A 12,687-nucleotide genomic window follows, 5' to 3' on the forward strand; every position below is an offset into this window, starting at 1 on the left:
GGATACGACCCCACCAGTAGGCGATTGCCCGGCGCTGGAGGATTATCGAAAGCGACTCGTAAAGCACGGCCACGCAACCTGCCCTCTGCAGGCCTGATCGACCGGTCCCTCAGAAGCCCGGCGAAACACGCGAACCCGAAGACAAAATCACAGGAGTCCATCCATGAAAGGTTCACCCTCGCTGTTGCTGGTGGCGTTGCTGTCCGCACCACTGCTGGCCCAGGCTGCAGAGCCCGAACAGTGTCAGACGGTAAGGTTTTCGGATGTCGGCTGGACCGACATCACGGTAACCACGGCTACCACCAGCGCTGTGCTCGAAGCCCTGGGTTACAAGACCCACACCACGATGATTTCGGTGCCGGTGACATACAAGTCGCTGGCAGCCGGCAAAGACCTGGACGTGTTTCTCGGCAACTGGATGCCGACCATGGAAAACGACATCAAGCAGTACCGCGATGCCGGTACCGTCGAGACCGTGCGCGCCAACCTGGAAAACGCCAAATACACCCTGGCCGTGCCGCAAGCCCTGTATGACAAGGGCCTGAAGGACTTCAGCGACATTCCCAAATTCAAGGATGAGCTCAAGGGCAAGATCTACGGCATCGAACCGGGCAACGATGGCAACCGCACCATCCAGAGCATGATCGACAAGAATGCCTTCGGCCTGAAGGACGCCGGCTTCACCATCGTCCAGTCCAGCGAAGCCGGCATGCTGTCCCAGGTCGACCGTTCGCAGAAGCGCGGCGAGGCCATCGTGTTCCTGGGCTGGGAACCCCACCCCATGAACACCCGCTTCAAGATGCAGTACCTCACCGGTGGGGACGACTTCTTCGGCCCTGAATTCGGCAAGGCAACGGTGTACACCAACACCCGCAAGGGCTACGTGCAGGAATGCAGCAACGTGGGCCAGTTGCTGAAGAACCTGGCTTTCGACCTGAAGGACGAGAGCACCATGATGGGCTATGTGCTGGACGACAAGATGAAGCCCGACGCAGCCGCCAAGAAGTGGATCAAGGACAACCCCGGCAAGCTGGATACCTGGCTGGCGGGCGTGACCACCGTGGATGGCAAGCCTGGCCTGGAGGCGGCCAAGGCAAAACTCACGCAATAGAAGAACTACGCAGTAGCGCTACCTCGGGGCAGGACCGTGCCCGCCCCGGGTTGATTTCAATCTACGCAGGTGGAAGCTCGCTATCATGCTTATCGATCAAAAAATACCGCTGGGCCAGTACATGTCCTCGTTCGTCGAGTGGCTGACCCAGCATGGCGCGAATTATTTCGACGCCATTGCGCAGGGCCTGGAATTCATGATCCATGGCGTCACCAGTGCCCTGACCTGGTTCAACCCGCTCGTTCTCATCGCCCTGTTCGCCGCCCTGGCCCACCTGATCCAGCGCAAGTGGTCGCTGACTGCATTCGTTGCCCTGTCGTTCCTGCTGATCCTCAACCTGGGCTACTGGCAAGAGACCATGGAAACACTGGCACAGGTGTCGTTCGCCACGGTGGTGTGCGTGGCCATTGGCGTGCCGCTGGGCATCGTCGCGGCGCACAAGCCGATGTTCTACACCGCCATGCGCCCGGTCCTGGACCTGATGCAGACGGTACCCACCTTCGTCTACCTGATCCCTACCCTGACCCTGTTCGGCCTGGGCGTTGTGCCGGGGCTTATCTCCACCGTGGTGTTCGCCATCGCGGCGCCCATCCGCCTTACCTACCTCGGCATCTGCGACGTCCCGCAGGAGCTGATGGACGCCGGCAAGGCATTTGGCTGCTCGCGCCGCCAACTGCTCACCCGTATCGAACTGCCGCACGCGATGCCGAGCATCGCCGCTGGCGTCACCCAGTGCATCATGCTGTCGCTGTCGATGGTGGTGATCGCCGCCCTGGTGGGCGCGGACGGGCTGGGCAAACCTGTGGTCAACGCACTGAACACCGCTGATATCTCCCTGGGCTTCGAAGCGGGCCTGGCGATCGTGCTGCTGGCAATCATGCTCGACCGTATCTGCAAGCAACCGGAACTGCCGGCAAGGGGTGAAGCATGAGTATCATTCGGTTCGAAGACGTCGACGTCATCTTCTCCAACAAGCCGCGCGAAGCGCTGTCGCTGCTGGACCAGGGCAAAACCCGCGAAGAGATCCTCAAGCAGACCGGCCTGGTGGTGGGCGTGGAAAAGGCCAACCTGGATATCCAGAAAGGCGAGATCTGCGTACTGATGGGCTTGTCCGGCTCGGGTAAATCCAGCCTGCTGCGCTGCATCAACGGCCTGAACACGGTAAGCCGCGGCAAGCTGTTCGTGGAGCACGAAGGCAAGCACATCGACATTGCCCACTGCACACCGGCCGAGCTGAAGATGATGCGCACCAAGCGCATTGCCATGGTGTTCCAGAAGTTCGCCCTGATGCCCTGGCTGACGGTGCGCGAAAACATCAGCTTCGGCCTGGAAATGCAGGGCCGCCCGGAGAAAGAACGGCGCAAGCTGGTAGACGAGAAACTGGAGCTGGTGGGCCTGGCTCAGTGGCGCAACAAGAAGCCGGACGAGCTTTCCGGTGGCATGCAGCAGCGCGTGGGCCTGGCCCGGGCGCTGGCGATGGACGCCGACATCCTGCTGATGGACGAACCGTTCTCGGCACTCGACCCGCTGATCCGCCAGGGTTTGCAGGATGAGTTGCTGACCCTGCAGAGCAAACTGAACAAAACCATCGTGTTCGTCAGCCACGACCTGGACGAAGCCCTGAAGCTGGGTAGCCGTATTGCGATCATGAAAGATGGCCGCATCATCCAGTACAGCAAGCCGGAAGAGATCGTGCTGAACCCGGCCGACGAATACGTGCGTACCTTCGTCGCCCACACCAACCCGCTGAACGTACTGTGCGGCCGCAGCCTGATGCGTAGCCTGGACAACTGCAAACGGGTCAACGGCTCGGTTTGTCTGGACCCGGGTGGCGATTCGTGGCTGGACCTGGGCGAAGGCAATTCCATCACCCGTGCACGCCAGGGGCAGAACGGGCTGGAAATGCAGAACTGGGCGCCAGGGCAGGCAGTGGAAGGGCTGGGCCGCAGGCCGACTTTGGTGCATGCAGATATTGGCATGCGTGAAGCGCTGCAGATTCGTTACCACACTGGGAACAAGCTGGTGTTGCAGGAGAACGACAAGGTGGTCGGGATTCTGGGGGATACCGAGCTGTATCACGCCTTGCTTGGCAAGAACCACGGTTGACATGATTGGGGCCGCCTTGCGGCCCCTCGCGAGCTTTGCTCGCTCCTACGGGTAATACGCGTTCCGTGCTCGCGATGGGCTGCAAAGCAGCCCCAATCAATGCCTCAACGAACGACGATCCCGCGCGAAGCCATGTAGGCCTTGGCCTCAGGCACCGTGTACTCGCCGAAGTGGAAGATGCTGGCCGCCAGCACCGCACTGGCGTGCCCTTCCAGAATGCCATCGGCCAGGTGTTGGAGGTTACCCACACCCCCCGAGGCAATCACCGGGATGCTCAGCGCATCGCTGATGGCCCGGGTAACGCCCAGGTCGAAACCGTTTTTCATGCCGTCCTGGTCCATGCTGGTCAGCAGGATTTCACCGGCCCCCAGCGCCTCCATCTTCATCGCCCACTGCACGGCATCCAGCCCGGTCGGCTTGCGCCCGCCATGGGTGAAGATCTCCCAACGGGGTTGTTCACCAGGGCCAGACACCTGCTTGGCATCGATTGCCACCACGATGCACTGGGAACCAAAACGGTCCGCCGCCTCGCCAACGAACTCCGGGTTGAACACAGCAGCCGTGTTGATCGAAACCTTGTCGGCACCGGCATTGAGCAGGTTGCGGATGTCCTGCACGGTACGCACGCCGCCGCCCACGGTCAGCGGGATGAACACCTGGCTGGCCATGCGCTCCACGGTATGCAAGGTGGTGTCACGCCCATCGACGCTGGCGGTGATGTCGAGGAAGGTGATTTCGTCGGCGCCCTGCTCGTTGTAGCGACGGGCGATTTCCACCGGGTCGCCGGCATCACGGATGTTCTCGAACTTGACGCCCTTGACCACGCGGCCGTTGTCCACGTCCAGGCAAGGGATTATGCGTTTGGCTAAAGCCATGGGTCAGGCTCCTGACGGCAGCTGCAAGCGGCAAGCTTCAAGCTTCAAGTGAAGAGCGGCTGGTATAGCGCTCACCCTCTTGCAGCTTGCCGCTTGCCGCTTGCCGCTCTTAGTGGTTGTCGCAGAAGGCCTGGGCCTCGGCGACGTCGAGGGTGCCTTCGTAGATGGCACGGCCGGTGATGGCGCCGATGATACCCGGGGCCTTGGCGTCCAGCAGGGCCTTGATGTCGCCCAGGTTGTGGATGCCGCCCGAGGCGATTACCGGGATCGAAGTCGCTTCGGCCAAGGCCTTGGTGAAGGGCACGTTGCAGCCCTGCATCATGCCGTCCTTGGCGATGTCGGTATAGACGATCGCCGAGACGCCGTCGGCCTCGAAGCGCTTGGCCAGGTCGATCACCTGCACCGAGCTGACTTCGGCCCAGCCATCGGTGGCGACGAAGCCGTCCTTGGCATCCAGGCCGACGATGACCTTGCCAGGGAACGCCTTGCACGCCTGGGCAACGAATTCAGGTTCCTTCACCGCCTTGGTGCCGATGATGACGTAGCTGACGCCCGCCCTGACATAGTGCTCGATGGTTTCCAGCGAGCGGATGCCGCCGCCGATCTGGATCGGCAGGGTGGGGTAACGCTTGGCGATGGCAGTGACCACCTCACCGTTGACCGGCTGGCCTTCGAAGGCGCCGTTGAGATCGACCAGGTGCAGGCGGCGGCAGCCACCTTCGACCCACTTGGCGGCCATGCTCACCGGGTCGTCGGAGAATACCGTGGAGTCTTCCATGCGGCCCTGGCGCAGGCGCACGCAGGCGCCGTCCTTCAGATCGATAGCGGGGATAATCAGCATGTGTGTTCCTCAAAATTCACAAGCTGCAAGCCTCAAGCTTGCACGCGGATCTTCGAGCTGCGCGCTCCTGCTTGGCGCTTGCAGCTCGAAGCTTGAAGCTCGGGGCTGGGGGTTTACCAGCGCCCGTCCCAGGCAACGAAGTTCTGCAGCAGCTGCAGGCCATGGGTGTGGCTTTTTTCCGGGTGGAACTGCACGGCGAAGCGCGAGCCATCGGCCAGGGCGGCGGCGAAGTCGACGCCATAGTGGCCACGGCCGACTACCTGCCCCGGCTTGCCGGCATTGATGTAGTAGCTGTGCACGAAGTAGAAGCGCGCCCGGTCAGGGATGTCGTGCCACAGCGGGTGGTCGATGCTCTGGCTGACTTCGTTCCAGCCCATGTGCGGCACCTTCAGGTGCTCGCCGTCTTCTTGCAGGCCTTTGCCAAAGAAGCGCACCTGCCCAGGGAACATGCCGATGCAGTCGACACCGTCGTTTTCTTCGCTGTGCTCCAGCAGGGCCTGCATGCCTACGCAGATACCCAGAAACGGGCGGTCCTGGCTGACTTCGCGCACCAGGCTGTCAAAGCCCAGGCGGCGGATTTCGGCCATGCAGTCGCGGATGGCGCCCACACCGGGGAACACCACGCGGTCAGCCTCACGGATGACCGCGGCGTCGCTGGTTACCACTACCTTGCCGGCACCGACGTGCTCCAGCGCCTTGGCCACCGAGTGCAGGTTGCCCATGCCATAGTCGATTACGGCTACCGTCTGCATTTACAGGCACCCTTTGGTGGAGGGCATCTGCCCGGCCATGCGCTCGTCGAGGGTGATGGCCATGCGCAGCGCGCGGCCGAAAGCCTTGAACACGGTTTCGATCTGGTGGTGGGTGTTGTGGCCACGCAGGTTGTCGATGTGCAGCGTCACCAGGGCGTGGTTGACGAAGCCCTGGAAGAATTCCTGGAACAGGTCGACATCGAAGCCACCGACGCTGGCACGGGTATACGGCACATGCATCTGCAGGCCCGGGCGCCCGGAGAAGTCGATGACCACCCGCGACAGGGCTTCATCCAGCGGCACGTAAGCGTGGCCATAGCGGAAGATGCCTTTCTTGTCGCCGATGGCCTGGGCGAACGCCATGCCCAGGGTGATACCGACGTCTTCGACGGTATGGTGATCGTCGATATGCAGGTCGCCCTTGCACTCGATATCCAGATCGATCAGCCCGTGGCGGGCGATCTGGTCCAGCATGTGTTCAAGGAAAGGCACACCGATATCGAATCGGGCCTTGCCACTGCCATCGAGGTTGATCGAGCACTTGACCTGGGTTTCCAGGGTGTTGCGCTCGACGGAAGCCTTACGTTCGACCATCACCAGCTCCGCAAAAATCATGGGGCGAAAAGGGCTCCATTATAGGCCCAGATGGCGCCGGCTTGGAACGCGCATGACATATGGCAGGGCCAGTAATTGCGGGGGATGGATGGCGTTACAGGTCTATACAAGTGGGTAGGGCCGCCAGGTGCTCGCCGCCAGAGGTCTGTACCTGTGAGATCGAGCGCCGCCCGCGCGGCGCATCGCGAGCTGTGCTCGCTCCTACGTTTGTTTCGGGCCAATTAGGCCTGCGCCATTGGCGCGCGGACGCCTTGGCGCATGTCGCGGGACCGTGTCGTACCAACCAGGCGGTCGCGCGCGCCTGCCACAGGCGTGACTGGCCCGAAACAAGCGTAGGAGCGAGCAAAGCTCGCGATGCGCCGCGCGGGCGGCGCTCGATCTCACAGGCGCCGCACTCGCCACGACGAACACCTTGCAGCCCCCTGCGTCCCTGCCAGAAGGCCGCCCACCCGCGATCAGGTCAATGGAACAACACAGCAGTCTTCTGCAAGGTGATCCACACGCCCCACGCCAGTGGCACAACCACCACCGCCCACGCCAGCAACACCAACGGCAGGCTGCCCGGTGCTGGCTTCCACTCCAGCGAGCGTGCCTCATCGGCGCCCTTGTCGTGGCTGAGCGCACGCTCGGCGGCGAGCTCGGCATCGGTCATAAAGTGCTTGTCTGCCACCGGGCGTACCAGCATGTTGCAGATGAAGCCCAGCACCAGCAGGCCGGCCAGGATGTACAGCGTCATGTCGTAAGCCGCCGCCCGCGCCACGCCCGCCGCCAGCTGCGACTCGCGCAGGTAGGTGATGAGCACCGGCCCCAGTACACCCGCCGCCGCCCAGGCAGTCAGCAGGCGACCATGGATGGCGCCGACCATCTGCGTACCGAACAGGTCAGCCAGGTAAGCGGGCACGGTGGCAAAGCCACCACCGTACATCGACAGGATGATGCAGAAGGCCGCGACGAACAGTGCCACGTTGCCCAGGTGCCCCATGTTCGGTACCAGGCTGTACAAGCCCACGCCCAGGGCAAAGAAGGCGAAGTAGGTGTTCTTGCGGCCGATGTAGTCCGAGAACGACGCCCAGAAGAACCGCCCACCAATGTTGAACAGGCTCAGCAAACCGGTGAAGCCCGCAGCGATGGCTGCAATCTGCGCCAGTTGCGCGGCATTCAGCTCGCTGAAGGTCAGCTCGTTGCCCAGCAGCTTGCCCGCGAACACTTCCTGCAGCAGGGGCGAAGCCATGCCGATAATGCCGATACCGGCCGACACGTTCAGGCACAGCACCAGCCAGATCAAGGCGAACTGCGGCGTTTTCCAGGCCACGCTGACGTGCACGTGGCGGTCGGTGACCATGCTGTTGCCTGCTTTCTTCGCAGGGGCAACCCAGCCTTCGGGCTTCCAGCCGGTTGGCGGCACCCGGTACGCCAGGGCGCCGGCGGTCATGAACACAAAGTAGATCGCCGCCATGGCCACGAAGCTCTGCCACACGCCCACTTCATGCGCGTTGCCGAAGTGGCCCATCAGCGCAGTGGCCAAGGGTGCACCCACCATCGCGCCGCCGCCAAAGCCCATGATCGCCATGCCGGTGGCCATCCCGCGTTTGTCCGGGAACCACTTGATCAGCGTCGAAACCGGCGAAATATAGCCCAGGCCCAGGCCGATACCGCCAATAACCCCCGAGCCCAGCCACATCAGCCACAGTTGATGGGTTTTCACGCCAATGGCAGAGATGAGCATGCCGCCGCACCAGCACAGGGCCGATACCAGGCCGGCTTTACGCGGGCCCGCGTGCTCCAGCCAACCACCCAGCACGGCCGCCGAGCAGCCCAGGAAGACGAAGAACAGGGTGTAGATCCAGCTGAGCATCGAAATCGGCCAGTCGCAGTCGGCACTGAACAGCTTGGCGATGAAGCTCATGTCCGGGGCACACGCCACCGGTGCGCTGATCCCGAGGGCCTGGGACAGCGGCAGCCAGAACACCGAAAAGCCATAGGCCATGCCGATGCACAGGTGAATGGCCAGCGCCGCCGGCGGTACCAGCCAGCGGTTGAAGCCCGGCCGGGCGATAATGCGCTCCTTGGACAGGAAGCCTGGCGCGCTGGCCGGTGCCCCCGTCGAGACAGTACTACTCATGGACGTGATCCTTTTTTTATAGGTAAGTGCAGGCAAAGCGGCGCAAGGGTAGCAGCATCAGCGCTGGATGAAAGCAATCTGATATCGCTTATTGTGGCGCAGCTGAACCGGTCCTGCCTGACAAGATCCAAACACTCCTCTGCTTGCCATAGCGGCAGTGCCGATTGAAGCCGTCCTATCCGATGCATGCGTAGGATAGGCGCTGCGGCGCTATACTCTGCCGCTTGAATTCAAAATCGGACTACAAGGACTCGCCCATGAAAGCGTTCGGCAAAATCCTGGGCCTCGGGCTTCTCGGGTTGTTGCTGATCATCGTGGCGCTGGGCTTCGCCCTGACCCACCTCTTCGATCCCAACGACTACAAAGACGAGATTCGCCAGCTGGCACGCGACAAGGCTCATGTGGAGCTGACCCTCAACGGGGACATCGGCTGGAGCCTGTTCCCATGGCTTGGGCTGGAACTGCATGAAGCCAGCATCGCCACCCTGAATACGCCCAAGGAGCCCTTCGCCGACTTGCAGATGCTCGGCCTGTCTGTGCGCGTGTTGCCTTTGCTGCGTCGCGAAGTGCAGATGAGCGACGTGCGCGTCGAAGGCTTGAACCTGACCCTGGCCCGCGACGAACAGGGCCATGGCAACTGGGAAGATATCGGCAAGCCGCTGCCGGCCCAGGGCGAACCGGGCAAGGCTGCGCAAGCCGACGCCACGCCTGCGGCCGGCGCCCAGCCTCGGCCTGCCGATGGCAACGAGCGCCCGGTGAAGCTGGATATCGACAGCCTCACCGTGAACAACGCCCGCGTGCAGTACACCGACGCACGCACCGGCAACAGCTACAACGCCGAAAGCATCCAGCTGAGCACCGGCCCCGTGCATGAAGGCGTGAACATCCCGCTCAAGGCCAGCGCCTTCATCAGCGCCAGCCAGCCGAACATCAAGGCCCGTACCGAGCTTGCCGGCGAGCTGCGGTTTGACCGCAAGCTCAAGCGCTACAACCTGGAGGACATGCGCCTGTCGGGCGAAACCTCGGGTGAGCCTACCGGCGGCAAGACCGTAACCTTTGCCGCCCAGGGCCAACTGCTGCTGGACCAGGGCGCCAACGTCGCCTCGTGGAACGGCCTGAAGGTGTCGGCCAACCAGCTGCGCGCCCTTGGCGAGCTGAACCTGCGTGACCTGGACAAGGCGCCGCAAGTGAGCGGCGGCCTGTCCATCGCCCAGTTCGACCTGCGCGCGTTCATGGACAGCATCGGCCACCCGCTGCCAGCCACCAATGACGCCACGGCACTCACCAAGCTGGAACTGGTCACCCGCCTGCAAGGCACGCCAGCCAGCCTGGCCCTTGAAGACCTGGCAGTGAAGCTGGACGCCAGCGCCTTCACCGGCCGCGTAGCCATCGAGGACTTCGCCAAGCAAGCCCTGCGCGTGCAATTGAAGGGCGACACCTTCGACGCCGACCGCTATCTGCCGGCCAAAAGCCAGGAGGCCAAAGGCGCCACCGCCGCGCGCCAGGCCGAAGTGCAGCAGCAGGAGGCCAGTGCCGTGGCCGGTGCCGGCAGCACACCGCTGCCCAACGCCCCCACCCAAGTTGCCTGGAGCAATGACAAGCTGCTGCCGGTGGACCGCCTGCGGGCCCTGGACCTGCAGGCCGACCTGAGCTTCGGCGCCTTGACCCTGGACAAGCTGCCAATCAGCAATGCCCGCCTCACCGCCAACGGCCAGGGCGGCCTGCTGACCCTGCAAACCCTGCGCGGTGACCTGTACAACGGCAGCTTCGAGGCCAAGGGCACGGTAGACGTGCGCCCTGCTGTGCCGCAACTGGGGGTGAACACCCGTATCCAGCGGGTGCCGGTGGAGCACTTCATCAAAACCGACGGCAAGCAGCAGACCCCGCCGGTGAAAGGCCTGCTGACCCTGTCCAGCGACCTGACAGCCACCGGCAACAGCCAAAAGGCGCTGGTGGACACCCTCAACGGCAACGCCAACTTCACCATCAATGACGGCGTGCTGGTCAATGCCAACCTGGAACAGCAGCTGTGCCAGGCCATTGCCACGCTCAACCGCAAGTCGCTCAGCGGCGAACCACGCGGCAAGGACACTCCGTTCCAGGAACTGCGCGGCAGCGTGGTGGTGCGCAACGGTGTGGCCAGCAACCCGGACCTAAAGGTGCGTATCCCTGGCCTTACCGTGAACGGCCACGGTGACGTGGACCTGCGCGTGCTGGGCATGGACTACAACGTGGGTGTGATCGTGGAAGGCGACCAGCGCGCCATGCCCGACCCTGCCTGCCAGGTGAACGAACGCTACGTGGGTGTGGAACTGCCGCTGCGCTGCCGTGGCCCGCTGGAGCTGGGCGCCAAGGCCTGCCGCCTGGACCAGGAAGGCATGGGCAAGGTCGCGGCCAAACTGGCCGGCAACCGCCTGAAGGACAAGATTGATGAAAAGCTTGATGAAAAACTCGGAGACAAAGTGAGCCCGGAACTCAAAGACGCGCTCAAGGGGCTGTTCAAGCGATGACCCCCGAGCAGTTCTCCAGCGCTGTGCTGGGCTGGTATGACCAGCACGGCCGCCACGACTTGCCCTGGCAGCAGGGCATCAACCCGTACCGGGTGTGGGTGTCCGAAATCATGCTGCAACAAACCCAGGTGAGCACCGTGCTCAACTACTTCGACCGCTTCATGCAGGCGCTGCCGACCGTGCAGGCGCTGGCCGAAGCCCCGGAAGACGAAGTGCTGCACCTGTGGACGGGCCTGGGCTACTACACCCGCGCCCGCAACCTGCAGAAGGCAGCCAGAATGGTGGTAGAGCAGCACGGCGGCGAGTTCCCGCGCAGCGTCGAACAGCTCACCGAGCTGCCCGGCATCGGCCGCTCCACCGCCGGGGCCATCGCCAGCATCAGCATGGGCATCCGTGCGCCGATCCTGGACGGTAACGTGAAGCGCGTACTGGCGCGCTTTACCGCCCAGGCCGGCTACCCAGGCGAGCCCAAGGTCGCCAACCAGCTGTGGGCAACGGCCGAGCGCTTCACCCCGCAGCAGCGCGCCAACCACTACACCCAGGCGATGATGGACCTGGGCGCCACCCTGTGTACACGCAGCAAGCCCAGTTGCCTGATCTGCCCGGTGCGCCGTGGCTGCGAGGCACACCTGCATGGTGAAGAAACCCGCTACCCCGAGCCCAAGCCACGCAAGGCGTTGCCGCAGCGGCGCACGCTGATGCCGCTGCTGGCCAATGCCAAGGGCGACATCCTGCTGTACCGCCGCCCCTCCAGCGGCCTGTGGGGCGGGTTGTGGAGCCTGCCGGAGCTGGACGACATCGCCCAGCTCGACGACCTGGCCTACCAGCACGGCCTGCGCCTGGCGGGTAGCCGCGCTCTGGGCGGCCTTACCCACACGTTCAGCCACTTCCAGCTGGCCATCGAGCCCTGGCTGGTGCGCGTCGACCCGGTCGGCGAGCACGTGGCCGAGGCCGACTGGCTCTGGTATAACCTCGCCACCCCACCCCGCCTGGGCCTCGCTGCCCCGGTGAAGAAGCTGCTGAAACGCGCAGCCGACGAACTGATTGCAGGAGATGCCTGATGACCCGCACCGTGATGTGCCGCAAGTACAACGAAGAACTGCCCGGCCTGGACCGCCCGCCCTACCCCGGCGCCAAGGGCCAGGACATCTTCGATCACATCTCGCAGAAGGCCTGGGCCGACTGGCAGAAACACCAGACCATGCTGATCAACGAAAAGCGCCTGAACATGATGAACGCCGAGGACCGCAAATTCCTCCAGGCCGAGATGGACAAGTTTTTCGCCGGCGAAGAGTACGCCCAGGCCGAAGGCTACGTGCCACCCTCGGAATGACCCCAAGGAACGTAAGCGACGGAATTGATTTAAAATTTTTTCAAAAAGTCGTTGACGAGCGGTCTGAAAGTCTATTTAATTCACCTCGTCGCCCAGATAGCTCAGTCGGTAGAGCAGAGGATTGAAAATCCTCGTGTCGGCGGTTCGACTCCGTCTCTGGGCACCACCTTCAGCTTCTGGTGGTTGCAAAGTTACCCGAAGCGACAACAAGAAACCCGCCTAGTGCGGGTTTTTTGTTGTCCGTGAAAAAAGATTGCCGTCTTCGCGGACGTTTAATGGTCACCCATCGCAGATACCAGTGGCCTGTCTTGACCAACATCAAAAAGCCATCCCTTCCTCACCTTTAGCATGTCTTGTGGAACCCGTACCGACTGCGCAAGGACCTCCATGAGCGAAGACGCCCCCCTGCAACTCCCCGCCCC

General features: G+C 63.0%; 11 protein-coding genes and 1 tRNA gene. 7 read left to right on the forward strand and 5 right to left on the reverse strand.

The annotated features are described in order from the left end of the window. Positions 1–163: 163 nt before the first annotated feature. The 3 genes from IAE36_RS14855 (at position 164) to choV (ending at position 3,217) form a co-directional block, all read left to right on the forward strand. Positions 164–1,111, forward strand: coding sequence for a choline ABC transporter substrate-binding protein (locus IAE36_RS14855; protein WP_060482827.1), 948 nt, complete (start codon positions 164–166; stop codon positions 1,109–1,111). Between the two features lie 82 nt (positions 1,112–1,193). Next, positions 1,194–2,042: a choline ABC transporter permease subunit gene (gene choW, locus IAE36_RS14860; RefSeq protein WP_174435893.1), complete on the forward strand. Its 849-nt coding sequence runs from the start codon at positions 1,194–1,196 to the stop codon at positions 2,040–2,042. Continuing rightward, the gene (gene choV / locus IAE36_RS14865; RefSeq protein WP_201213169.1) at positions 2,039–3,217 is read left to right on the forward strand and encodes a choline ABC transporter ATP-binding protein; all 1,179 of its coding nucleotides are present in this window, start codon (positions 2,039–2,041) and stop codon (positions 3,215–3,217) included. The genes choW and choV overlap by 4 nt, the downstream gene beginning before the upstream one ends. A 104-nt stretch (positions 3,218–3,321) precedes the next feature. On the opposite strand, the gene hisF is transcribed toward choV, so the two are convergent. The 5 genes from hisF to IAE36_RS14890 form a co-directional block, all read right to left on the reverse strand. Continuing rightward, a complete protein-coding gene (gene hisF / locus IAE36_RS14870; protein ID WP_028635302.1) occupies positions 3,322–4,092 on the reverse strand; it encodes an imidazole glycerol phosphate synthase subunit HisF in 771 nt (256 codons plus the stop codon). Positions 4,093–4,201: 109 nt separating this feature from the next. Next, positions 4,202–4,933 carry a 1-(5-phosphoribosyl)-5-[(5-phosphoribosylamino)methylideneamino]imidazole-4-carboxamide isomerase gene (gene hisA, locus IAE36_RS14875; protein ID WP_028635303.1) on the reverse strand — a complete coding sequence of 244 codons (732 nt, stop codon included), beginning with the start codon at positions 4,931–4,933 and terminating at the stop codon, positions 4,202–4,204. 113 nt (positions 4,934–5,046) lie between these two features. Next, the gene (hisH, locus tag IAE36_RS14880) at positions 5,047–5,685 is read right to left on the reverse strand and encodes an imidazole glycerol phosphate synthase subunit HisH (RefSeq protein WP_201213171.1); all 639 of its coding nucleotides are present in this window, start codon (positions 5,683–5,685) and stop codon (positions 5,047–5,049) included. Continuing rightward, positions 5,686–6,279 carry an imidazoleglycerol-phosphate dehydratase HisB gene (gene hisB / locus IAE36_RS14885; protein ID WP_028635305.1) on the reverse strand — a complete coding sequence of 198 codons (594 nt, stop codon included), beginning with the start codon at positions 6,277–6,279 and terminating at the stop codon, positions 5,686–5,688. It abuts the gene before it with no gap. Between the two features lie 481 nt (positions 6,280–6,760). After that, the gene (locus IAE36_RS14890; protein ID WP_028635306.1) at positions 6,761–8,422 is read right to left on the reverse strand and encodes an OFA family MFS transporter; all 1,662 of its coding nucleotides are present in this window, start codon (positions 8,420–8,422) and stop codon (positions 6,761–6,763) included. A 257-nt stretch (positions 8,423–8,679) separates the two neighbouring features. Here IAE36_RS14890 and IAE36_RS14895 point away from each other — a divergent pair, with 257 nt between their 5' ends. The 4 genes from IAE36_RS14895 to IAE36_RS14910 all read left to right on the forward strand — a co-directional run bounded on the left by IAE36_RS14895 (position 8,680) and on the right by IAE36_RS14910 (position 12,431). Then, the gene (locus IAE36_RS14895; protein WP_201213173.1) at positions 8,680–10,932 is read left to right on the forward strand and encodes an AsmA family protein; all 2,253 of its coding nucleotides are present in this window, start codon (positions 8,680–8,682) and stop codon (positions 10,930–10,932) included. Continuing rightward, positions 10,929–11,993, forward strand: coding sequence for an A/G-specific adenine glycosylase (gene mutY, locus IAE36_RS14900; RefSeq protein WP_060482822.1), 1,065 nt, complete (start codon positions 10,929–10,931; stop codon positions 11,991–11,993). Before IAE36_RS14895 ends, mutY begins: the two co-directional genes overlap by 4 nt. Further along, positions 11,993–12,265: an oxidative damage protection protein gene (locus tag IAE36_RS14905; protein WP_028635309.1), complete on the forward strand. Its 273-nt coding sequence runs from the start codon at positions 11,993–11,995 to the stop codon at positions 12,263–12,265. The genes mutY and IAE36_RS14905 overlap by 1 nt, the downstream gene beginning before the upstream one ends. A gap of 90 nt (positions 12,266–12,355) precedes the next feature. After that, a tRNA-Phe gene (locus tag IAE36_RS14910) sits at positions 12,356–12,431 on the forward strand. Positions 12,432–12,687 lie beyond the last annotated feature (256 nt).

Origin of the sequence: Pseudomonas sp. S36 (assembly GCF_016647875.1) — a bacterium.
Classification (GTDB): Bacteria; Pseudomonadota; Gammaproteobacteria; order Pseudomonadales; family Pseudomonadaceae; genus Aquipseudomonas; species Aquipseudomonas parafulva.

What these genes read in the sequence shown, in the direction of transcription:
- IAE36_RS14855 (WP_060482827.1), top strand. Translation starts at nt 164, where the DNA reads ATGAAAGGTTCACCCTCGCTGTTGCTGGTGGCGTTGCTGTCCGCACCA.
- choV (WP_201213169.1), top strand. Translation starts at nt 2,039, where the DNA reads ATGAGTATCATTCGGTTCGAAGACGTCGACGTCATCTTCTCCAACAAG.
- hisF (WP_028635302.1), bottom strand. Translation starts at nt 4,092, where the DNA reads ATGGCTTTAGCCAAACGCATAATCCCTTGCCTGGACGTGGACAACGGC.
- hisA (WP_028635303.1), bottom strand. Translation starts at nt 4,933, where the DNA reads ATGCTGATTATCCCCGCTATCGATCTGAAGGACGGCGCCTGCGTGCGC.
- hisH (WP_201213171.1), bottom strand. Translation starts at nt 5,685, where the DNA reads ATGCAGACGGTAGCCGTAATCGACTATGGCATGGGCAACCTGCACTCG.
- hisB (WP_028635305.1), bottom strand. Translation starts at nt 6,279, where the DNA reads ATGGTCGAACGTAAGGCTTCCGTCGAGCGCAACACCCTGGAAACCCAG.
- IAE36_RS14890 (WP_028635306.1), bottom strand. Translation starts at nt 8,422, where the DNA reads ATGAGTAGTACTGTCTCGACGGGGGCACCGGCCAGCGCGCCAGGCTTC.
- IAE36_RS14895 (WP_201213173.1), top strand. Translation starts at nt 8,680, where the DNA reads ATGAAAGCGTTCGGCAAAATCCTGGGCCTCGGGCTTCTCGGGTTGTTG.
- mutY (WP_060482822.1), top strand. Translation starts at nt 10,929, where the DNA reads ATGACCCCCGAGCAGTTCTCCAGCGCTGTGCTGGGCTGGTATGACCAG.
- IAE36_RS14905 (WP_028635309.1), top strand. Translation starts at nt 11,993, where the DNA reads ATGACCCGCACCGTGATGTGCCGCAAGTACAACGAAGAACTGCCCGGC.